This is a genomic window from Streptomyces sp. NPDC051207 (genome assembly GCF_040682395.1).
In the GTDB taxonomy this organism is placed as follows: Bacteria; Actinomycetota; Actinomycetes; order Streptomycetales; family Streptomycetaceae; genus Streptomyces.
On sequence record NZ_JBFBAX010000003.1, the window covers coordinates 275,923 to 296,450 of the forward strand.

At 73.4% G+C, this 20,528-nt stretch carries 25 protein-coding genes and 1 pseudogene; 5 read left to right on the forward strand and 21 right to left on the reverse strand.

The annotated features are described in order from the left end of the window. Positions 1–16: 16 nt before the first annotated feature. The 10 genes from AB0M97_RS04775 to hisI all read right to left on the reverse strand — a co-directional run bounded on the left by AB0M97_RS04775 (position 17) and on the right by hisI (position 7,850). Complete coding sequence (locus AB0M97_RS04775; RefSeq protein ID WP_365959274.1) at positions 17–793, reverse strand: thioredoxin domain-containing protein; 777 nt, start codon at positions 791–793, stop codon at positions 17–19. Between the two features lie 98 nt (positions 794–891). Then, positions 892–1,707, reverse strand: coding sequence for a tryptophan synthase subunit alpha (gene trpA / locus AB0M97_RS04780; RefSeq protein ID WP_365959275.1), 816 nt, complete (start codon positions 1,705–1,707; stop codon positions 892–894). Beyond that, positions 1,704–2,987, reverse strand: coding sequence for a tryptophan synthase subunit beta (gene trpB, locus AB0M97_RS04785; protein ID WP_365959276.1), 1,284 nt, complete (start codon positions 2,985–2,987; stop codon positions 1,704–1,706). Before trpB ends, trpA begins: the two co-directional genes overlap by 4 nt. Before the next feature lie 109 nt (positions 2,988–3,096). Next, complete coding sequence (locus tag AB0M97_RS04790; protein WP_365959277.1) at positions 3,097–3,264, reverse strand: hypothetical protein; 168 nt, start codon at positions 3,262–3,264, stop codon at positions 3,097–3,099. 20 nt (positions 3,265–3,284) lie between these two features. Further along, entirely contained in the window at positions 3,285–4,094 is an 810-nt protein-coding gene (gene trpC / locus AB0M97_RS04795) for an indole-3-glycerol phosphate synthase TrpC (RefSeq protein WP_365959278.1), read from the reverse strand. 177 nt (positions 4,095–4,271) lie between these two features. Continuing rightward, a complete protein-coding gene (locus tag AB0M97_RS04800) occupies positions 4,272–4,664 on the reverse strand; it encodes a DUF2752 domain-containing protein (RefSeq protein WP_365959364.1) in 393 nt (130 codons plus the stop codon). 221 nt (positions 4,665–4,885) lie between these two features. Beyond that, the gene (locus tag AB0M97_RS04805; protein WP_365959279.1) at positions 4,886–5,131 is read right to left on the reverse strand and encodes an HGxxPAAW family protein; all 246 of its coding nucleotides are present in this window, start codon (positions 5,129–5,131) and stop codon (positions 4,886–4,888) included. A gap of 115 nt (positions 5,132–5,246) precedes the next feature. Next, positions 5,247–5,888, reverse strand: coding sequence for a TIGR02234 family membrane protein (locus AB0M97_RS04810; RefSeq protein WP_365959280.1), 642 nt, complete (start codon positions 5,886–5,888; stop codon positions 5,247–5,249). Between the two features lie 52 nt (positions 5,889–5,940). Continuing rightward, positions 5,941–7,434 (reverse strand): anthranilate synthase component I, encoded by a 1,494-nt coding sequence (locus tag AB0M97_RS04815; protein ID WP_365959281.1) that lies wholly within the window; start codon positions 7,432–7,434, stop codon positions 5,941–5,943. An 11-nt stretch (positions 7,435–7,445) separates the two neighbouring features. After that, positions 7,446–7,850, reverse strand: coding sequence for a phosphoribosyl-AMP cyclohydrolase (gene hisI / locus AB0M97_RS04820; RefSeq protein ID WP_365959282.1), 405 nt, complete (start codon positions 7,848–7,850; stop codon positions 7,446–7,448). A 71-nt stretch (positions 7,851–7,921) separates the two neighbouring features. Between hisI and AB0M97_RS04825 the strand changes: the two genes are divergently transcribed. Then, positions 7,922–8,557 carry a TIGR03085 family metal-binding protein gene (locus tag AB0M97_RS04825; protein WP_365959283.1) on the forward strand — a complete coding sequence of 212 codons (636 nt, stop codon included), beginning with the start codon at positions 7,922–7,924 and terminating at the stop codon, positions 8,555–8,557. Between the two features lie 79 nt (positions 8,558–8,636). Here the strand turns inward: AB0M97_RS04825 and AB0M97_RS04830 are convergent. From AB0M97_RS04830 to hisD, 10 genes and pseudogenes are all read right to left on the reverse strand, one after another. Beyond that, a pseudogene (locus tag AB0M97_RS04830) lies at positions 8,637–9,905 on the reverse strand (MFS transporter). Positions 9,906–9,961: 56 nt separating this feature from the next. Then, entirely contained in the window at positions 9,962–10,549 is a 588-nt protein-coding gene (locus AB0M97_RS04835; RefSeq protein WP_365959284.1) for a helix-turn-helix domain-containing protein, read from the reverse strand. 120 nt (positions 10,550–10,669) lie between these two features. Next, a complete protein-coding gene (hisF, locus tag AB0M97_RS04840; protein ID WP_365959285.1) occupies positions 10,670–11,425 on the reverse strand; it encodes an imidazole glycerol phosphate synthase subunit HisF in 756 nt (251 codons plus the stop codon). Continuing rightward, on the reverse strand, positions 11,422–11,832 hold the full coding sequence (locus AB0M97_RS04845; RefSeq protein WP_365959286.1) for a RidA family protein: 411 nt from the start codon (positions 11,830–11,832) through the stop codon (positions 11,422–11,424). Before AB0M97_RS04845 ends, hisF begins: the two co-directional genes overlap by 4 nt. Further along, entirely contained in the window at positions 11,829–12,554 is a 726-nt protein-coding gene (priA, locus tag AB0M97_RS04850) for a bifunctional 1-(5-phosphoribosyl)-5-((5-phosphoribosylamino)methylideneamino)imidazole-4-carboxamide isomerase/phosphoribosylanthranilate isomerase PriA (RefSeq protein ID WP_365959287.1), read from the reverse strand. The genes AB0M97_RS04845 and priA overlap by 4 nt, the downstream gene beginning before the upstream one ends. Positions 12,555–12,556: 2 nt before the next feature. Continuing rightward, complete coding sequence (hisH, locus tag AB0M97_RS04855; RefSeq protein ID WP_365959288.1) at positions 12,557–13,195, reverse strand: imidazole glycerol phosphate synthase subunit HisH; 639 nt, start codon at positions 13,193–13,195, stop codon at positions 12,557–12,559. Then, positions 13,192–13,356, reverse strand: a complete 165-nt coding sequence (locus tag AB0M97_RS04860; RefSeq protein WP_365959289.1) for a hypothetical protein — start codon at positions 13,354–13,356, stop codon at positions 13,192–13,194. The genes hisH and AB0M97_RS04860 overlap by 4 nt, the downstream gene beginning before the upstream one ends. Continuing rightward, a complete protein-coding gene (gene hisB / locus AB0M97_RS04865) occupies positions 13,353–13,946 on the reverse strand; it encodes an imidazoleglycerol-phosphate dehydratase HisB (protein ID WP_365959290.1) in 594 nt (197 codons plus the stop codon). Before hisB ends, AB0M97_RS04860 begins: the two co-directional genes overlap by 4 nt. Beyond that, on the reverse strand, positions 13,943–15,052 hold the full coding sequence (locus tag AB0M97_RS04870; RefSeq protein WP_365959291.1) for a histidinol-phosphate transaminase: 1,110 nt from the start codon (positions 15,050–15,052) through the stop codon (positions 13,943–13,945). The genes hisB and AB0M97_RS04870 overlap by 4 nt, the downstream gene beginning before the upstream one ends. Then, the gene (gene hisD / locus AB0M97_RS04875; protein WP_365959292.1) at positions 15,049–16,374 is read right to left on the reverse strand and encodes a histidinol dehydrogenase; all 1,326 of its coding nucleotides are present in this window, start codon (positions 16,372–16,374) and stop codon (positions 15,049–15,051) included. The genes AB0M97_RS04870 and hisD overlap by 4 nt, the downstream gene beginning before the upstream one ends. Before the next feature lie 222 nt (positions 16,375–16,596). Here hisD and AB0M97_RS04880 point away from each other — a divergent pair, with 222 nt between their 5' ends. The 4 genes from AB0M97_RS04880 (at position 16,597) to ybaK (ending at position 19,702) form a co-directional block, all read left to right on the forward strand. Further along, positions 16,597–18,174, forward strand: coding sequence for an oxidoreductase (locus AB0M97_RS04880; protein ID WP_365959293.1), 1,578 nt, complete (start codon positions 16,597–16,599; stop codon positions 18,172–18,174). Positions 18,175–18,244: 70 nt separating this feature from the next. After that, positions 18,245–18,412 (forward strand): hypothetical protein, encoded by a 168-nt coding sequence (locus AB0M97_RS04885; RefSeq protein ID WP_365959294.1) that lies wholly within the window; start codon positions 18,245–18,247, stop codon positions 18,410–18,412. A gap of 11 nt (positions 18,413–18,423) precedes the next feature. Further along, on the forward strand, positions 18,424–19,164 hold the full coding sequence (locus tag AB0M97_RS04890; RefSeq protein WP_365959295.1) for an LON peptidase substrate-binding domain-containing protein: 741 nt from the start codon (positions 18,424–18,426) through the stop codon (positions 19,162–19,164). 28 nt (positions 19,165–19,192) lie between these two features. Beyond that, complete coding sequence (gene ybaK, locus AB0M97_RS04895) at positions 19,193–19,702, forward strand: Cys-tRNA(Pro) deacylase (RefSeq protein WP_365959296.1); 510 nt, start codon at positions 19,193–19,195, stop codon at positions 19,700–19,702. Between the two features lie 108 nt (positions 19,703–19,810). On the opposite strand, the gene AB0M97_RS04900 is transcribed toward ybaK, so the two are convergent. Next, on the reverse strand, positions 19,811–20,503 hold the full coding sequence (locus tag AB0M97_RS04900; protein WP_365959297.1) for an AAA family ATPase: 693 nt from the start codon (positions 20,501–20,503) through the stop codon (positions 19,811–19,813). Positions 20,504–20,528 lie beyond the last annotated feature (25 nt).

Below are 20,528 nucleotides of genomic sequence, written 5' to 3' on the forward strand. Positions count from 1 at the left end.
GCAGGGAGCCGGTCCGTCAGCCCTTCGCGGCCTCCTGCACCATCTGCTTCAGCTTCGCCGGGGTCATCGTCCGGTCCTGGTAGATGTTCTTGCCGTTGAGCAGCACGGTCGGGGTGCCCGTGAACCCGCCCTTGGAGAACGCCTCGCTGGACTTGGCCACCCAGCTGTTGTGCGTGCCCTCCTTGACGCACGTGCGGAACTCGGCCGTGTCCAGCCCCTTCACCTTGCGCGCCAGGTCCAGCAGCTTGCCGGTGTCCGCGAAGGCGTCGTCGACCTCCTGCGGCTGGTTGTCGTAGAGCACGTCGTGGTACTCGGTGAACTTGCCCGCGTCCTGGGCGCAGGCCGCCGCGTTGGCCGCGGTGCGGGAGCCGCTGCCGCCCATGTTGCCGTCGATGATCGTGGCCAGGCGGTAGTCCACCTTCAGCTGACCGGCCGCCGTCAGTTCGTGGATCGCCGAGCGGTAGGCCTGCTCGAAGCCCTTGCACGCCGGGCAGCGGAAGTCCTCCCAGATGGTGAGCGTCGACTTGGCGCTCTCCTTGCCGACCGGGATGACGAGACCGTCCTTGCCCTGCGCCCCCGACGGTGTCACCACCGGGCCCGCCGACTCGCTGCCGTCGTCCTTGCCCGCGTTGGCCGCGACGACGCCGATCACCGCCGCCAGTCCCAGGACGCCGACCACGGCGGTGCCCACGATGAGCGCCCGCCGCCGCTTCTCGGCGGCCCTGTGCTTCTCGCGCTCGACCGCCAGCCGCTCCCGGGCGGTGCGCTTTGCCTCTCGGTTCTTCTCGCTCACACCCCGCAGAACGAACCGGGGAGGCGCACCGCGCCTCCCCGGCCCCAGGTCCACCCGTACGAGGGACCCGTATGACCATCCCGCTTGTCACACCCGTTCTACGCCTGTCCGCGCACGCCCTTCGCGAGGTCCCCGGCGAGCGCGCGGACGCCCTCGACGCCGGCGGCGTCGTCCGGCGCGTCCAGCATCCGCTTCACGAACGCCGAGCCGACGATGACGCCGTCCGCGAAGCGGGCGACCTCGGCGGCCTGGGCGGGGCTGGAGACGCCGAGGCCGACGCAGACGGGCAGGTCGGTGGTGGCGCGCGTGCGCCGCACCAGGTCCTGGGCCTGCGAGCTGACCGTCTCCCGGGTGCCGGTGACGCCCATCAGGGAGGCGGCGTAGACGAAGCCGCTGCCGGCCGCGGTGATCTTCGCGAGCCGCTCGTCCTTGCTGCTGGGCGCGACGACGAACACCGTGGCGAGCCCGTGCTTGTCGGCGTGCTCCCGCCACAGCGCCGACTCCTGCACGGGCAGGTCGGGCAGGATGCAGCCCGCGCCGCCCGCCTCGGCGAGTTCGGCGGTGAAGCGCTCGACGCCGTAGCGGTCGATGGGGTTCCAGTACGTCATGACGAGGATCGGCTTGCCGGTGGCCTCGTGGGCCTCGCGGACCGTCCGCATCACGTCGGCGATCCTCACGCCGCCGCGCAGGGCGATGTCGTCGGCGGTCTGGATGACCGGCCCGTCGAGGACCGGGTCGCTGTGCGGCAGGCCGACCTCGACGACGTCCGCCCCGCCCTCCAGGGCCGCCTTGACGGCCGCGATGCCGCCGTCGACGGTCGGGAACCCGGCGGGCAGGTAGGCGATGAGCGCCGAGCGCCCCTCGGCCTTCGCCGCCGCGAGGGTGTCGGTCAGCAGCTGGATGTTCCCGCTCACTTGGCGTCCCCCTCGATCTCCGCGGTGTCGGCCGCGTCGGCGGCCACCTCGGCGTCGGTGTCGTACAGGCCGAAGTACCGCGCGGCGGTGTCCATGTCCTTGTCGCCGCGCCCGGACAGGTTGACCACGATCAGCCCGTCCCTGCCGAGTTCCCGGCCCACCTCGAGGGCGCCGGCCAGCGCGTGCGCGCTCTCGATGGCGGGGATGATGCCCTCGGTGCGCGACAGCAGGCGCAGCGCCTGCATGGCCGCGTCGTCGGTGACCGCGCGGTACTCGCCGCGTCCGCTGTCCTTCAGGTAGGAGTGCTCGGGGCCGATGCCCGGGTAGTCCAGACCGGCCGAGATCGAGTAGGGCTCGGTGATCTGGCCCTCGTCGTCCTGGAGGACGTACGACCGGGAGCCGTGCAGGATGCCGGGCTCGCCGGCGGTGAGGGTCGCGGCGTGCTCGCCGGTCTCGACGCCGTGCCCGGCGGGTTCGCAGCCGATCAGGCGGACGCCCTCGTCGGGGATGAAGGCGTGGAACAGGCCGATGGCGTTGGAGCCGCCGCCGACGCAGGCGACGGCGGCGTCGGGCAGCCGCCCGGCGCGCTCCAGGAGCTGGCGGCGGGCCTCGACGCCGATGACGCGGTGGAAGTCGCGGACCATCGCCGGGAAGGGGTGAGGGCCGGCGACGGTGCCGAACAGGTAGTGGGTGTGGTCGACGTTGGCGACCCAGTCGCGGAACGCCTCGTTGATGGCGTCCTTCAGGGTGCGGCTGCCGGACTTCACGGCGACGACCTCGGCGCCCAGCATGCGCATGCGGGCGACGTTCAGGGCCTGCCGCTGGGTGTCGATCTCGCCCATGTAGATCGTGCAGTCGAGGCCGAACAGGGCGCAGGCCGTGGCCGTGGCGACGCCGTGCTGGCCCGCGCCGGTCTCGGCGATGACGCGCGTCTTGCCCATGCGCCGGGTGAGCAGCGCCTGGCCGAGCACGTTGTTGATCTTGTGGCTGCCGGTGTGGTTGAGGTCCTCCCGCTTGAGGAAGACGCGGGCGCCGCCGGCGTGCTCGGCGAACCGGGGCACCTCGGTGAGGGCGCTCGGGCGGCCGGTGTAGTGGACGAGCAGGTCGTCCAGCTCGCGGGCGAACTCGGGGTCGGCCTTGGCCTTGTCGTACTCGACGGCGACCTCGTCCACGGCGGCGACGAGGGCCTCCGGGATGAACTTGCCGCCGAACGCGCCGAAGTAGCCCTCGGCGCTGGGGAGTTGACCCTGGGGGTCGGGGATGAAGAAGTCGCTGGGCATGCGGGTACCTCACGGTGTGTGCGTGGAAAAGACACTGTTCGCCGTGGGGCGGGGGGTGGTGTGGTGGCTGCGGGCCTCGTGGTGGCTTGTCGCGCAGTTCCCCGCGCCCCTAGAAGGGGCGCTGCCATCGGCGGCCGTTGACCTGGCCGGGCTCGTCGCCGATCACGTACCGCACTCGGCGGCCGTGGACGCGGCGTGCGGGCGCGCGGCAGCCCCGGGGGCGGCAGCCCCGGGCCAGGCGGGCGTGCCGGTCCCTGGGGGTCACGGTGGGCGTCATCGAGGTGGGCCTGGTGGGGGTCAGCCGCGGCCGTGCCGCAGTGCGGGGTGTTCGCCCGCCGCGACCAGGTCGGAGACGGCGGCCTTCGGGTCGCGGCCGGTGACGAGGGACTCGCCGACCAGGACCGCGTCGGCGCCGGCGTTGGCGTACGCGATGAGGTCGTGGGGGCCGCGGACGCCGGACTCGGCGACCTTGACGATGTGGGCGGGGATCTCGGGGGCGACCCGCTCGAAGGTGCCGCGGTCGACCTCGAGGGTCTTGAGGTTGCGCGCGTTGACGCCGATGACCTTGGCGCCCGCGTCGACCGCCCGGTCGACCTCCTCCTCCTCGTGCACCTCCACGATCGGGGTGAGCCCGATGGACTCGGCGCGCTCGATGAGGGACTCCAGGGCGGCCTGGTCGAGGGCCGCGACGATCAGCAGCGCGAGGTCGGCGCCGTACGCGCGGGCCTCCCACAGCTGGTACGACGTGACGATGAAGTCCTTGCGCAGCACGGGGACGTCCACGCGCGCGCGGACCGCCTCCAGGTCGGCCAGTGAGCCCCCGAAGCGGCGCTGCTCGGTGAGGACGGAGATGACGGCCGCGCCGCCCGCCTCGTAGTCCGCGGCGAGCCCGGCGGGGTCGGCGATCGCGGCGAGCGCCCCCTTCGAGGGGCTGGAGCGCTTCACTTCGCAGATGACCTTGACGCCGTCGCCGCGCAGGGCCGCCACGCCGTCCTTGGCCGCGGGAGCCTTCGCCGCGCGCTCCTTGAGCTCGTCGAGGCTGACGCGCGCCTGCCGCTCCGCGAGGTCGGCACGGACTCCGTCGATGATCTCGTCGAGCACACTCACGCGAGCGGCCCCCTTCCAGACGGTGGACTGTCAAACGGTGGGCTTGCGCCACCGTCCTCGCCTCCCCGGGCGAACCGCTGGGCGAAACCGGTGGTCATGGCGATGGTATCCGCAGGGCGGCCCGGGTCTCGCATCCGGTTGACGCCGGTCCCACAAGATGGACAGACCGGGGACCGGTCAGGGACGCAGCCAGCCGCCGAACGGCAGGTTGCGCAGCACCGTGAAGACCAGCAGCAACGCCCCCGCGCTCCACAGGTGGACGGGGCCGAGGTCGATCCGCAGGGGCCGGCCGCGCGCCGCGCGGACCACCCAGACGGTCCACAGCACGGCGCACAGCAGATAGCCGGCGACGGCGAGCGCGTTGTCCTGGAGCGCCGCCGCGAGGTCGCCGTGGACGACGGCGTGCGCGCTGCGCAGTCCCCCGCAGCCGGGGCAGTGGATGCCGGTGAGCCGAAGCAGCGGGCAGGCCGGGTAGTGGCCGGGCTCGTTCGGGTCGACCGCGCCGACGTACGTGAAGGCCCCCGCGACGGCCGCGAGGGCAGCGGCGGGGGCCGCCAGTCGGCGCGCCACGGGACGCGGCTGCGGGTGCCGGTGGGGCAGGGGACGCGGGTGCGGAGGAGCTGCCGCCGGGTGCGGGACGTGCGGCGGGGCCGCCGCCCGGTGCTGGGCGTCCGGTGGGCGCGGGATGTCGGCTTCCACGTCCGCATTGTGCCCCGCGCGGCACGCGGACGCGCGTGAGGGGCGCACCCGGGGTCCGGGCCCGCCCCTCGGCCAGGTCGTACGGGTGCCGCTCAGGCGTCGGCCGGCTCGCGCCCCTGCACGGCCTTGCGCGCGGCGCGGGCGTTGCGCGGCTGGCCGAGGCCCATCTTGCTCATGAGGCCGCCGATGACGCCGCCGATCACCACGATGACCATGCCGGCCCAGAAGCCCGCCGGCACCGCCATCACCATGAACGCGCCCGAGACGCAGAAACCGATGAAGGCGATGATGACACCGGTCCAGGCGGCCGGGGTGTGACCGTGGCTGCTGCCCGCCATTGCTTGCTCCTCGTTGCTGTGTACGTGTCCGAGCAGGATGCTCGCGCTCATTGTCCCGCACGCGTGCGGGTGCCGTGAGCCCGGGTGCGCCACGCGTGCGTGCCGCCCGGCGCGCTCAGGCTCCCGTGGGGTCCTCACCCCGGTCGAGAGCCTTCCACAGGTCCTCGGGGCGGTCGGGGTCGGTGGCGGGGGCGGTGCGGCGGCCGGGGCGGGCGGTGCCGCGTTCGTAGCGGCCGGACATCGCGGGCCACAGCCTGCCGTAGCGCAGTGCGAGCAGTCCGGCGAGCAGGAGCAGGACGCCGCCGGCGACCGCGACGTACGGCCAGCCGGTGTGGCTGAGCGCGTCGACGGTGGCCGAGGTGTCGCCGGAGGCCTGCGCGGCCTTCTCGTCGAGGGCGGTGCTGTCGGTGGCGCCGTGCGCGGCGGCGGCGATCGTGCCGGCGCCGCTCAGGGCGAGCAGGGCGGCGACGGCGACGCGGCCCGTGCGGCGGACGGCGAAGACGGCGACGAGCGCGGCGAGGCCCACGACGGCGAGCGCGGCGGGGACGCCGGTGACGTCGCTGCCCCTGACGGTCAGCGGGAACTCGCCGCCGGCCACCGTCGCGGTGCCCTCCGCCCAGCGCTGCCGGGTGGCCAGCAGGGCCACGGCCGCGCCGAGGGCGCCGCTGAGGAGGGCGGCGGCGAGGCTGCGGCGGCCGGCCCGCGCGGGGCCTGCGGCTTCGGTACGGGGGTGCGGTGCGGCAGTCACGTACTCCACTATCGCCTGAACCCCGGACGGCACGTCACCCGGGGTTCACGTGAGAACCGTCCTACTTTCCGAGCCGGTTCGCGGTGTGCACCGCCCTCAGCACCGCCGCCGCCTTGTTGCGGCACTCGGTGTCCTCGGCGACCGGGTCGGAGTCGGCGACGACGCCGGCGCCGGCCTGGACGTAGGCGGTGCCGTCGCGCAGCAGGGCGGTGCGGATGGCGATGGCGGTGTCGGAGTCGCCGGCGAAGTCGAGGTAGCCGACGCAGCCGCCGTACAGGCCGCGGCGGGACGGTTCGAGTTCGTCGATGATCTGCATGGCGCGCGGCTTGGGCGCGCCGGACAGGGTGCCCGCGGGGAAGCAGGCGGTGAGGACGTCGAAGGCGGTGCGGCCCCGTGCCACGCGTCCGGTGACGGTCGAGACGATGTGCATGACGTGCGAGTACCGCTCGATGGACATGAAGTCCACGACCTCGACGGAGCCCGGCTCGCAGACCCGCCCGAGGTCGTTGCGGCCGAGGTCGACCAGCATGAGGTGCTCGGCGCGTTCCTTGGGGTCGGCGAGGAGTTCGTCGGCGAGGGCCTGGTCCTCCTGCGGGGTGGCGCCGCGGTGCCGGGTGCCGGCGATGGGGTGCACCAGGGCCCGCCCGTCCTCGACCTTCACCAGCGCCTCGGGGGACGAGCCGACGACGTCGAAGACCTCTCCGTCCCCGTGGGGGAACCGGAACAGGTACATGTACGGCGAGGGGTTGGTGGCCCTGAGGACCCGATAGACGTCGAGGGCGCCGGCCGTGCACGGCGTCTCGAAGCGCTGCGAGGGCACGACCTGGAAGGCCTCGCCCGCGCGGATGCGCTCCTTGATGTCCTCGACGGCCCGCTGGTAGTCGGGGCCGCCCCACAGCGCGGTGTACTCGGGCAGCTCGGACGGCGGGAGCACGGCCGGGGGCTGCGCGACCGGGCGGGACAGGTCGGCCTCCATGGCGTCGAGGCGGGCCACGGCGTCGGCGTGGGCCTCGTCGACGCCGGTCTCCAGGTCGTTGTGGTTGATCGCGTTGGCGATCAGCAGGACCGAGCCCTCCCAGTGGTCCATCACCGCGAGGTCGCTGGTGAGCAGCATGGTCAGCTCGGGCAGCCGCAGGTCGTCGCGCTCGCCGGGGCCGATCTTCTCCAGGCGGCGCACGATGTCGTAGCCGAGGTAGCCGACCATGCCGCCGGTGAAAGGCGGCATGCCCTCCTGGTGCGGGGTGTGCAGGGCCTCGACGGTGCCGCGCAGCGCGGCGAGCGGGTCGCCGTCGGTGGGGACGCCGACGGGCGGGGTGCCCAGCCAGTGGACGCGGCCGTCCCGCTCCGTGAGCGTGGCGGCGGAGCGCACGCCGACGAAGGAGTAGCGGGACCAGGAGCGGCCGTTCTCCGCGGACTCCAGCAGGAACGTGCCGGGGCGCTCGGCGGCGAGCTTGCGGTAGAGGCCGACCGGCGTGTCGCCGTCGGCGAGGAGCTTGCGGGTGACGGGGATGACGCGGCGGTCGGCGGCGAGCTTGCGGAACGTCTCGAGGTCCATGGCGGCCGACCCTACTGATCCCGCGCCGCCGCGCCGGAACCGGCGTCCTTCAGCAGCACGTCGGCGTCGAAGCAGGTGCGGGCGCCGGTGTGGCAGGCGGCGCCGATCTGGTCGACCTTGACCAGCACGGTGTCGGCGTCGCAGTCGAGGGCGACGGACCTGACGTGCTGGACGTGGCCGGAGGTGTCCCCCTTGACCCAGTACTCCTGGCGGCTGCGGGACCAGTAGGTGCAGCGGCCGGTGGTCAGGGTGCGGTGCAGCGCCTCGTCGTCCATCCAGCCGAGCATGAGCACCTCCCCGGTGTCGTACTGCTGGGCGATGGCGGGCAGGAGGCCGTCCGGGCTGCGCCTGAGGCGCGCGGCGAGCTCCGGGTCGAGTCGGCTGGGCCGGGGGGACGAGCTGGTCATGGGTGCCATTGTGCCGCGCGCACGCATGTCCGGCCGGACGTCCACTGTGCGGACCCGGGAGGCGGTCGTAGGCTGGCGGCATGTCGACCCATGCGAAGCGTGAACGACTCCTTCTCGCCGACCTGCTGGAGACCGCGGGCCCGGACGCGCCGACTCTGTGCGAGGGCTGGCGGACGCGTGATCTGGCCGCGCACGTGGTGGTGCGCGAGCGCCGTCCGGACGCGGCGGGCGGCCTGCTGGTCAAGCAGCTCGCGCCGCGCCTTGAACGGGTGACGGCGGAGTTCCTGGCGAAGCCGTACGAGGAGCTGATCCAGCTGATCCGTACCGGCCCGCCGCGTTTCTCGCCGTTCTCGCTGAAGCAGATCGACGAGATGTCGAACACGGTCGAGTTCTACGTCCACGCGGAGGACGTGCGGCGGGCCCAGCCGGACTGGACGCCGCGCGAGCTCGACAGAGTCTTCCAGGACGCGCTGTGGTCCCGGCTGGAGCGCACGGCCCGGCTGATGGGGCGCAATGTGCCGACCGGACTGGTGCTGCGCCGGCCGGACGGGCAGACGGCGGTGGCCCGGCGCGGCACGCCCGTGGTGACGGTGACCGGCGAGCCGTCGGAGCTGGTGCTGTTCGCCTACGGCCGGCAGGGCGCGGCCAAGGTCGACACGGACGGCGACCCGGACGCGATCGCCCAGCTGTACGGGTCGAAGCAGCTCGGGATCTGAGACCGGCCCGGCCCTGGACCGCCCTCGACCGGGCCGGGTCCGGGGCCGACGGGGCGGCCCGGCCGCAGAACCGGCGGTGTCAGCGCGGCAGTTCGGCGCGCCGCAGGTCGCCAAAGCACAGCACGACGACTCCGCCGAGGCCGCACACGACCGCGCTGGTGACGAACACCGGTCCGGTGCCCCAGACGCCGATCGCGGCGGCGGCCACCGGCATGCCGAGCGGCGCGAGACCGAGGCTGACCAGGCTCGCCACGGCGGTGACGCGACCCAGGCGGGCGGGCTCGGAGTGGGTCTGGAGCAGCGCCCCGCACAGGGCGCCGCTGAGCCCGGCGAGCAGCCCGACGACCAGCGCGGTGCCGGTGGCGGCGCCGATGCCGGGTGCGTGGGCCAAGTATCCGATGGCGGCGGCGCCGGGCAGGAGCGTGCATGCCACGACGTACCCGGCGTGCGGCAGGCGCCCCCGCACGGTCAGCAGCAGGGAGGCGAGCCCGGCGCCGGTGCCGAACCCGGCGAGCACCCAGCCCATGCCGGTGGCGCCCCAGCCGCGTTCGTCGGCCAGCAGGGTCAGCCCGACGTTGAACGGCCCGACGAATCCGAGGTCCCCGAGGGCGATGGCCAGCATGAGGGGGGCGAGCACGCGGTGGCGGCGGACGTAGCGCAGGCCGTCGCGAAGGTCGGCCCAGGCCGTGGGACCGGCGGGTGCGGCGCCTGCGCCTGCGGTCAGCGTGCCGTCCGGCGGCAGCTCGCGGACGCGGACGCTGATCAGCAGCGGTATCGACACCGCTATCAGCAGTCCGGACAGGACGAAGGCCGTGGGCGCGCCCCCGAGGGCCACGGCGAGGCCGCCCAGCGGGGCGCCGACCACGCCCGCGACGCGGACGGCGAGCCCGCGCATGCCCTGCACCCGCGCGAGCTGGTCCCGGCTCGTCATCCGCGCGGGCAGGGCGCCCACGGCGGGCAGGAACACGGCGTCGACGGTGCCGAACACCACGGCCAGCGCGGCCAGCGGCCACAGTCCCGGTTCGGTGAGGAACAGCAGGGCGGCCACCGCGAGGACGGCCGCTTAGCGCACGGCGTCGCTGCCGATGACGACCCGGCGCGGCCCGAACCGGTCGGCGATCACTCCCCCGCCCAGCATCAGCAGCGCACGCGGCACCGCGCTCGCCGTCATCACGAGCCCGGCCTGCGCGGGCGTACCGGCGCTGACGGCCGCCCAGGACAGCGCGAGGTAGTACATGTGGTCGCCGACCATCGAGGCGGTGTAGGCGCCGACCCAGCGCAGGACGTTGCCGTCCCGGTGGGCGGGTCGGCCGGAGACGGGGGCCTTGCTCAGGAGTGTCGCGGTCACGGGCGGACGTCCTCTCGGAGACGGGGTCGGACACGGAACGAGACGCCGGCGCGGACTCAGACCCGGAACGGAAACCCGTACACGTGCAGCGCGACGTTCTCGCGCCCCTCGGTGTCGCCGGCGGCCTCGGCGGCGCGGCCCTTCTGGTCGTACTTCTTCAGCAGTGCGTGCAACTCCCCCGACAGCTCGGCGAGTTCGGCGGCGGTGAGCCGGGCCAGGTACTCCGAATCGAAGGAGGCCCGCTTCCACTCGGCGCTCCAGTGGGGCCGTGCGTCGAGGTGCCGGCGGTACAGCTCGCTGCGCTGCTCATAGATGAGCCGGGAGGCGGCGGTGTGCGCGGCGGCCTTCTCGGGGGCGTCGCTGAAGTCCTCGTCGTGGATGCTGAGGCCGTCCGACGCGGGCCGCCACCACCGCTCGCGCCCGTCGCCGCTCTGCGGCTCGGCCTCCTCGATGAGGCCGTGGTCGGCGAGTTTGCGCAGGTGGTAGCTGACCAGGGAGACGGCCTCGTCGACCTGGTCGGCGAGCTGTGAGGCGGTGGCCGTGCGGTTGACGTACAGCAGCCGGTACAGCTGCATCCGCAGGGGGTGGGCCAGCGCCTTGAGCGTGCCCATGTCGGTGATCCGCCGGTTCTCCTTGCTTGCCATGCACCCACCGTAGATACGAAGGGAAACTTGCACAACTTATTTTGCGCAACTTCCCTTTCGTATTTCGGATCGGAAAAGCCCCGGCCCGCCGCAGGAGCGGCCGGGGCCGGGAACCGCGCGCTACCTGACCGGCTGCCCGGCCTCGCGCAGCGCCTGCTTGACCTCGCCGATCCGCAGGTCGCCGAAGTGGAACACCGACGCCGCGAGCACCGCGTCCGCGCCCGCGTCGACGGCCGGCGCGAAGTCGGCCAGCTTGCCGGCGCCGCCGGAGGCGATCACCGGGACGCTCACGTGCTTGCGGACGGCCGCGATCATCTCCAGGTCGTAGCCGTCCTTGGTGCCGTCCGCGTCCATCGAGTTGAGCAGGATCTCGCCCGCGCCCAGCTCGGCGGCCCGGTGCGCCCACTCCACGGCGTCGATGCCGGTGCCCCGGCGTCCGCCGTGCGTGGTCACCTCGAAGGAGCCGGACGGCGTGCGCCGCGCGTCCACCGACAGCACCAGCACCTGCCGGCCGAACCGCTCGGCGATCTCCCGGATCAGCTCGGGCCGGGCGATGGCGGCCGTGTTGACGCCCACCTTGTCGGCGCCCGCGCGCAGCAGCTTGTCCACGTCCTCGGCGGTGCGCACACCGCCGCCCACGGTCAGCGGGATGAACACCTGCTCGGCGGTGCGCCGCACCACGTCGTAGGTCGTCTCGCGGTTGCCGGACGAGGCCGTGATGTCCAGGAACGTCAGCTCGTCGGCGCCCTCGGCGTCGTACACCTTGGCCATCTCGACGGGGTCGCCCGCGTCGCGCAGGTTCTGGAAGTTGACGCCCTTGACGACCCGGCCGTTGTCCACGTCCAGGCAGGGGATGACTCGTACGGCCAGGGTCATGCGGACGCTCCGTGTCCTGTGCCGGAGCGGAATGCCTCCACCTCGACCTCGACGACCAGGCTGGGGTCCACGAAGCCCGAAACGATGATCATGGACGCGGCGGGCCGGATCGCGTCGAACAGCTCTTTGTGGGCGCGCCCGATGTCGTCCACGTCCCGGGCGTGCGTGATGTACATGCGGGTCCGTACGACGTCCTCGCGGCCGAGGCCGAGTTCCTCCAGCGCCCGGAACGCGACGTTGAAGGCGTTGACGGTCTGCTCGTACGGGTCGCCCCCGGCGATCTGGCCGTCCACGACGGACGTGCAGCCGGAGACCAGCACCAGGCCGTTGGGGAGCTGCACCGCCCGGGAGTAGCCGAACGTGTCCTCCCAGGGCGCTCCGGTCGTGACGCGTCGTACGTCGCTCACTGGGCCACCGCCTCCAGGGCCTCTTCCAGGGTGAACGCCTTCGCGTACAGGGCCTTCCCGACGATCGCGCCCTCGACACCGAGCGGGACGAGCGCGGCGATGGCGCGCAGGTCGTCCAGGGACGAGACGCCGCCGGAGGCGACCACCGGGCGGTCGGTCGCCGCGCAGACGTTCTTCAGCAGCTCCAGGTTGGGGCCCTGCAGGGTGCCGTCCTTGGCGATGTCCGTGACGACGTACCGCGCGCAGCCCTCCTTGTTGAGGCGCTCCAGCGTCTCGTAGAGGTCGCCGCCGTCGCGGGTCCAGCCGCGGCCGCGCAGCGTCGTGCCGCGTACGTCGAGACCGACGGCGATCTTGTCGCCGTGCTCGGCGATGACCCGGGCGACCCACTCGGGGGTCTCCAGGGCGGCCGTGCCGAGGTTCACGCGGGTGCAGCCGGTGGCGAGGGCGGCGGCGAGCGTGTCGTCGTCGCGGATGCCGCCGGACAGCTCGACCTTGATGTCCATCGCCCCGGCGACCTCGGCGATCAGCTCGCGGTTGTCGCCGGTGCCGAACGCGGCGTCCAGGTCCACGAGGTGCAGCCACTCGGCGCCCGCGCGCTGCCAGGCGAGGGCGGCCTCCAGCGGGGGGCCGTAGGAGGTCTCGGTGCCGGACTCGCCGTGCACGAGGCGGACGGCCTGGCCGTCGCGGACGTCGACGGCGGGGAGGAGTTCGAGCGTGCTCATCTCTACAGGGTCTCGATCCAGTTGGTGAGGAGCTGGGCTCCGGCGTCGCCGGACTTCTCGGGGTGGAACTGCGTCGCCCACAGGGCACCGTTCTCCACGGCCGCCACGAAGGGCTTGCCGTGCGTGGTCCAGGTGACCTTCGGTGCGGCGAGGGTCGGGTTGTGCGCCTCCAGCTGCCACTCGTGCACGGCGTAGGAGTGCACGAAGTAGAACCGCGCGTCCGCGTCCAGGCCCGCGAACAGCTGGGAGCCGGCCGGTGCCGCCACGGTGTTCCAGCCCATGTGGGGCACGATGTCGGCCTGGAGCGGTTCGACCGAGCCGGGCCACTCGCCGAGGCCCTCGGCCTCCACGCCGTGCTCGACGCCGCGCGCGAACAGGATCTGCATGCCGACGCAGATGCCCATCACGGGGCGCCCGCCGGACAGCCGCCGGTCCACGATCCAGTCGCCGCGCGCCCCCTTCAGGCCCGTCATGCAGGCGGCGAACGCGCCGACGCCGGGCACCAGCAGCCCGTCGGCGTTCATGGCCCTGTCGAAGTCACGGGTGATCTCGACGTCGGCGCCCGCGCGGGCGAGGGCGCGCTCGGCGGAGCGGACGTTGCCGAAGCCGTAGTCGAAGACGACGACGCTCTTGGCGCTCAATTCCACACCTCCAGCCTCAGGACGCCCGCGACGAGGCACATCGCGGCGCCGATGGAGAGGAGCACGATCAGACTCTTGGGCATCTGCTGCTTGGCGAAGGAGATCACGCCGCCCAGCAGGAACAGCCCGACGAAGATCAGCAGGGTCGACAGCCCGGTCACAGCGCGCCCTTCGTGGAAGGCAGGATGCCGGCCGCGCGCGGGTCACGCTCGGACGCGTAGCGCAGGGCCCGGGCGAGGGCCTTGAACTGGCACTCCACGATGTGGTGCGCGTTGCGTCCGTAGGGCACGTGCACGTGCAGCGCGATCTGCGCCTGCGCGACGAAGGACTCCAGGATGTGCCGGGTCATCGTCGTGTCGTACTCGCCGATCATCGGCGCCATCTTCTCGGGCTCGGTGTGCACGAGGTAGGGGCGGCCGGACAGGTCGACGGTGACCTGGGCGAGGGACTCGTCCAGCGGGACGGTGCAGTTGCCGAAGCGGTAGATCCCCACCTTGTCGCCGAGGGCCTGCCGGAAGGCGGCGCCCAGTGCGAGGGCGGTGTCCTCGATGGTGTGGTGCGAGTCGATGTGCAGGTCGCCCTCGGTCTTCACGGTCAGGTCGAACAGACCGTGCCGGCCGAGCTGGTCGAGCATGTGGTCGTAGAAGCCGACCCCGGTGGCGATGTCGGTCCTGCCGGTGCCGTCGAGGTCGATCTCGACCAGCACCGACGTCTCCTTGGTGGTGCGCTCCACGCGCCCAACGCGGCTCATGCGTCCAGCTCCTTCTTCAACTCACGTACCGCGTCGAGAAACGCGTCGTTCTCTGCCGGGGTGCCCGCGGTGACGCGCAGCCATCCCGGTACGCCGTTGTCCCGGACCAGGACGCCCCGGTCGAGGATCCGCCGCCATGCCTCGTGGGCGTCGCCGAACCGCCCGAACTGCACGAAGTTGGCGTCGGACGCCGTCACCTCGTAGCCCAGCGCGCGCAGTTCGGTGACCAGCCGGTCCCGCTCGGCCTTCAGCTGCTCGACGTAGCCGAGCAGGGTGCCGGTGTGCTCCAGGGCGGCCAGCGCGGTCGCCTGGGTGACGGCCGACAGGTGGTACGGCAGCCGGACCAGCTGGACGGCGTCCACGACGGCCGGGTGCGCGGCGAGGTAGCCCAGGCGCAGGCCGGCCGCGCCGAACGCCTTCGACATGGTGCGGGAGACCACCAGGTGGGGCCTGCCGTCGATGAGCGGCAGCAGCGAGTCGCCGTGGCTGAACTCGACGTAGGCCTCGTCCACGACGACGATGGACGGCTTCGCCGCCTGCGCCGCCTCGTACAGGGCGAGGACCGTCTCGGGCGGGACGGCGTTGCCCGTGGGGTTGTTGGGGGTCGTGACGAAGACGACGTCCGGCCGGTGCTCGGCGATGGCCTTCTCGGCGGCCGGGAGGTCGATGGTGAAGTCCTCGCCGCGCGGCCCGGAGATCCAGCCGGTGCCCGTGCCGCGCGCGATGAGGCCGTGCATCGAGTACGACGGCTCGAAGCCGATCGCCGTGCGGCCCGGCCCGCCGAAGGTCTGCAGCAGTTGCTGGATGACCTCGTTGGAGCCGTTGGCCGCCCAGACGTTGGCACGACCGACCTCGTACCCGGAGGTGTCGGTCAGGTACCTGGCGAGCTGCGTGCGCAGCTCGACCGCGTCCCGGTCCGGATAGCGGTTGAGGTGCCGGGCGGCCTCGCGGACCCGCTCGGTGATCCGCTCGACCAGCGGCTCGGGCAGCGGGTAGGGGTTCTCGTTGGTGTTCAGCCGGACGGGGACGTCCAGCTGGGGCGCGCCGTAGGGGGACTTGCCGCGCAGCTCGTCCCGTACGGGGAGATCCTCGATCCGGATGTTCACTGGCTCTCCGGCACCTTCCAGTCGAACCTGGCCTTGATCGCCGCGCCGTGCGCGGGCAGGTCCTCCGCCTCCGCCAGCGTCACCACGTGGTGCGCGACCTCGGCCAGCGCGTCCTTGGTGTAGTCCACGATGTGGATGCCGCGCAGGAAGGACTGGACGGACAGGCCGGAGGAGTGGCAGGCGCAGCCGCCGGTGGGCAGGACGTGGTTGGAGCCCGCCGCGTAGTCCCCGAGGGAGACGGGTGCCCAGGGGCCGACGAAGATCGCGCCGGCGTTCTTGACGCGCTCGGCGACCTCGGCGGCCCGGGCCGTCTGGATTTCCAGGTGCTCCGCGCCGTAGGCGTCGACCACTCGCAGACCCTCCTCGACGCCGTCGACCAGCACGATCGCGGACTGCCTGCCCTTGAGGGCGGGGACGATCCGGTCGTCGACGTGCTTGGTGGCGGCGATCTGCGGCTCCAGCTCCTTCTCGACCGCCTCCGCGAGCTCCGGGGAGTCGGTGACGAGGACGGCGGCGGCCAGCGGGTCGTGCTCGGCCTGGCTGATCAGGTCGGAGGCGATGTGCACCGGGTCGGCGGTGGCGTCGGCCAGGACCGCGATCTCGGTGGGGCCGGCCTCGGCGTCGATGCCGATCCGGCCGGTGAAGTAGCGCTTGGCGGCGGCGACCCAGATGTTGCCGGGGCCGGTGACCATGTTGGCGGGCGGGCAGGACTCGGTGCCGTACGCGAACATCGCGACGGCGGTGGCGCCGCCCGCGGCGTACACCTCGTCCACGCCGAGCAGGGCGCACGCGGCGAGGATCGTCGGGTGCGGCAGGCCGCCGAACTCGGCCTGCGCCGGTGAGGCGAGCGCGATCGACTCCACGCCGGCCTCCTGGGCGGGCACGGCGTTCATGATCACGGACGACGGGTAGACCGACCGGCCGCCGGGCGCGTACAGGCCGACACGCTCGACCGGCACCCACTTCTCGGTGACCGAGCCGCCGGGCACGACCTGCGTGGTGTGGGTGGTGCGGCGCTGGGCGCGGTGGACGAGGCGGGCGCGGCGGACGGACTCCTCCAGGGCCGCGCGGACGGCCGGGTCCAGTTCCTCCAGGGCGCGTGTGAGCGCGGCGGCCGGTACCCGCACCTGATCGAGCCTGACGCCGTCGAACCGCTCGGCGAAGTCGATCAGCGCCGCGTCGCCGCGATGATGCACGTCCTCGCAGATCGGACGCACCTTCTCGAGGGCGGCCGAGACGTCGAAGTCGGCTCGGGGCAGCAGCTCGCGCAGGGCGGGACCCTCGGGGAGGGCGTCGCCGCGCAGATCGATTCGGGAGATCACGTGCTCAATTCTCTCAGACCCGCGACGAGCACCGTCCGCGCGTATCAATGGCTGATACGTGCCCCTTTGCCACCCCCCTCCCCGGCCGGTGCGGCACCCTCGGGCGAGCCGGAAAGTCGCCCTTACTTTCCGTGACTTTTTGTGTTCAGTTCGTCACTCAGCGGGCATGAACACGTGTACGAAGACACCGACTCGCGAGTAGCAGGGGAAGGGGGGATTGCTGTGAACGAGGGGGCGGGCGTCCGCGCCGGAGATCTGCCCGACGACCTGACCGCCGCCGAGGCCGGCATGTGGCAGGCCTTCCGCAACGGCAGCGTCTACGACCTGAGCAGCGGGGACCCGCAGGTGGACGACCCGCACGGCGGGCACCCGTGGGGCCTTGAGCGGACCGTGCGGGCCCGCATCGTGTGCTGGCTGCTGCTGGACGGGCCGCCCGCGCTCGCGGGCCGGGTGTCGTCGCTGAAGCTGGTCGGCGTGCAGATCAGCGGTTCGCTGGACCTCGCGGGCGGCACGGTCACGCCGTACCTGGAGATGCGGGGCTGCCGCTTCGAGCGGGAGATCCTGCTGCCGGAGGCCCGCTTCAGCACCGTCCGGCTGGTGGACTGCGACGTGCCGCGGCTGGAGGCGGCCCGCGTGCACACGGAGGGCGACCTGCACCTGCCGCGCTGCCGCTTCCACCGCGGCATACGGCTCACCGACGCCCGGATAGGCACCGACCTGATGCTGAACATGGCGATCGTGCGCCGCGACCGCAGCGGCCGCTCGATCGCCGCCGACGGTCTCGCCGTCGGCCAGGATTTCCAGGCGGAGATGCTGGAGACCGACGGCGAGCTGAGCCTGCGCGGCGCCACCGTCGGCGTGTCGCTGAGCCTGCGCGGCGCCCGGCTGGCCAACCGGTACACCCGTCTCGCGCTGAACGCCCCGCAGCTGACCGTGGAGCGCACGCTGTACCTGACCCCGGCCGGCCTCGGGAACCCGCTGATGAGCGGCACGACACCGGCCGAGGGCACCCGCGTCCAGCGCTTCGAGTGCCGGGGCGGGGTGCGGCTGGACGACGGGCGGTTCGGGGACGCGGTCGATTTCGGACAGGCCCGGTTCACGCTCACCGACGAGCAGGAGCTGTCGCTGCGCCGCGTGCAGACACCCGAACTGCGCTTCCTGAGCGAGCATCCGGAGCGCGGCCGGGTGGTGCTGTCCGGGGCGCGGGTCGTCAACCTGATGGACCGCGCGGACAGCTGGCCGGGCCCCGGCCGGCTGCACATGGGCGGCTTCACGTACGAGAACCTGGTGCCGCGCGGCCCGTTCCCGCTGGCCGAGCGCCTCGCCTGGGTGGCCGCCGCGACCGCCGAGTACAACCCCGAGCCGTACGAGCTGCTCGCCGCCGTGCTGCGGGCCGGCGGCGAGGACGAGGACGCCCGCGAGGTGCTGCTCGCCAAGCAGCGCCGGCGCCGCGAGAGCCTGCCGCTCGCCGCGAAGCTGTGGGGGTACGCGCAGGACTGGACGGTCGCCTACGGGTACCGGCCGGGCCGGGCCGTGGTGTGGATGGCGGTGCTGTGGGCGGCGGGCTCCCTCGCCTTCTCGCAGGCCGACCATCCACCGCTGAAGCGCGGCGAGCACCCCGACTGGGACCCCGCCCTGTTCGCCCTCGACCTGCTGCTTCCGGTCATCGAGCTGGGCCAGGTGGGCTTCTGGCAGCTGAGCGGCGGCTGGCAGTGGCTGGCCGCGGCCATGGTTCTGCTGGGCTGGGTACTTGCCACGACGGTGGCGGCGGGCGCGACCCGACTGCTGCACCGGAACTGACCCACAGGAACCGACCCGCCGGGCCGGCACCGGCCGCCGCCACCGGCCGCGCACGGCGCCGGCACCGGCCGTGCAGGGACGCCGCCACCGGCCGCGCAGGGACACCGACGACCCGCTCGGCCGGTTCCTCCGGGTGCGGGGCGAGGTCCGCGCCGCGGTGGCCGCCGCCCTGTCCGCCGCCGGTTTCGGCCACCCGCGCGGTGGGCGCGGCGGACATGCCCACCGCGGCGAGCATTAGGCTTCTGCGTCGTGACCACCGTCCGGCTCCCCCTCTTCCCCCTGAACTCGGTGCTGTTCCCGGGGCTGGTGCTCCCGCTCAACGTCTTCGAGGAGCGCTATCGCGCCATGATGCGCGAGTTGCTGAAGACCCCCGAGGACGAACCGCGCCGGTTCGCCGTCGTGGCGATCCGCGACGGGCACGAGGTGGCGGCCACGTCGCCCGGCATGCCCGACCCGACGGCGCTGCCGGAGCGCGGGCCGTCCGCCGGCTTCGGCCCGGACCCGGCCAGGGCGTTCCACAAGGTGGCCTGCGTCGCGGACGCGGCGACGATCCGGGAGCGGCCCGACGGCACCTTCGAGGTGCTGGCGACCGGCACGACCCGGGTGCGGCTGCTGTCGGTGGACGCCTCGGGCCCGTTCCTGACGGCCGAGCTGGAGACCCTGGAGGAGGACCCGGGCGACGAGGCGGGCACGCTGGCCGAGGGCGTGCTGCGGGCCTTCCGACAGTACCAGAAGCGGCTCGCGGGGGCGCGGGAGCGGTCGCTGGCGACCGGCGCCGACCTGCCGGACGAGCCGTCCGTGGTGTCGTACCTGGTGGCCGCCGCGATGATGCTCGACACCCCGACCAAGCAGCGGCTGCTCCAGGCGCCGGACACCGCGTCCAGGCTGCGCGACGAGCTGAAACTCCTACGCTCGGAGACGGCGATCCTCCGTAGTCTTCCGTCGTTGCCGGCGGCTGAACTGACGCGCGGCCCGACGAGCCTCAACTGAGGCGCGCAACTCCCAGGGAAAGGCCGGGATGGCGAAGAAGGCGAAGAAGCAGCAGGACAAGGGGCCGGGTGGCACCCCCGCGACGGTGGCGCTCGCCGCGGCCGGGGCGACGTACACGGTGCACTCCTACGACCACGACCCCGCCCACCCGTCGTACGGCGAGGAGGCCGCCGAGGCGATGGGTGTCTCTCCCGACCGGGTCTTCAAGACGCTGGTGGCGGACGTCGACGGCGCCTTGACGGTCGCGGTCGTGCCGGTGGCGGGCCGGCTGGACCTCAAGGCGCTGGCCGCGGCGGTCGGCGGCAAGCGGTCCGCGCTGGCCGACCCGGCCCTCGCGGAACGCGCCACCGGCTACGTCCGCGGCGGCATCTCCCCCCTCGGCCAGCGCAAACGGCTCCGCACGGTGCTGGACGCGTCGGCGTCCGCGCACCCCACGATCTGCGTCTCGGCGGGCCGCCGCGGCCTGGAGGTGGAGCTGTCCCCGGACGACCTGGCGAAACTGACGGACGCGGTGGTGGCGCCGATCGGGAAGGAGTAGCAGCGGGGCGGTGCCGGGGCGGGGTGCCGCCCCGGCACCGCCCCGCAGGGAGCCCTTTCCTGGCGCCGGGGCGCCCGGCCCCGCGACGCCCCGCCCGGCGCACCGGGCTCACCGCTTCGGCGGCGTGCCCTCCGCCGTCCGCCCCTGCTGGTACTCCGGGTCCGGCTCCGGGTCCCGTGGGCCGAACATCGCCGTCAGGCCCAGGTGGACGACCAGCGCCGTGAGGGACCACGCCAGCAGCGCGCCCTTCGCGCCGAGCCTCAGGGGCGCCGAGAAGGTCACGCCCTTGCCGACCTCCTTGGCGTGCGCGACGACGTCCTGTGCGGGCCCGAGCCACACGCCGAGCCGCCACGCGAGCAGCGAGCCGAGCAGTCCGCCGACGGCGAGCGCCACCACCAGCGGCACTCCCCCGCGCCGCCGCGCGAGGAAGGCGACGCCCGCGCTGACGGTGCCGAAGGCCAGCGCGAGCAGCGTGAACGTTCCGTCCACGCCCACCGCCTGCTCGCCCTCGGTGTCCTTGAGGTAGACCACCCAGCTGCCGTCGGACACGTCACCGACCAGCGGCACGTGCGGCGCCAGCCACCACCACAGCACCCCGAGCAGCGCTCCGGCGAGCGTCACCGCGACCGTGGTCACGGCGGCCTCGCGCAGTTCCGTCTTCATACCGGGGCCGTCCTGCCCGTACCGGCCGAGCCCGCTTCCCCGGGGCGCGTCCGCCGCGTACCCGGGGGCCGGCTGCTGCCACGCCCGGTGCGCGGACTGGTCGTGCGGCGGAGGAGGTGGCGTATGGGGTGCGGTCACCCTGACATCGTGCCAGGTCCGGACG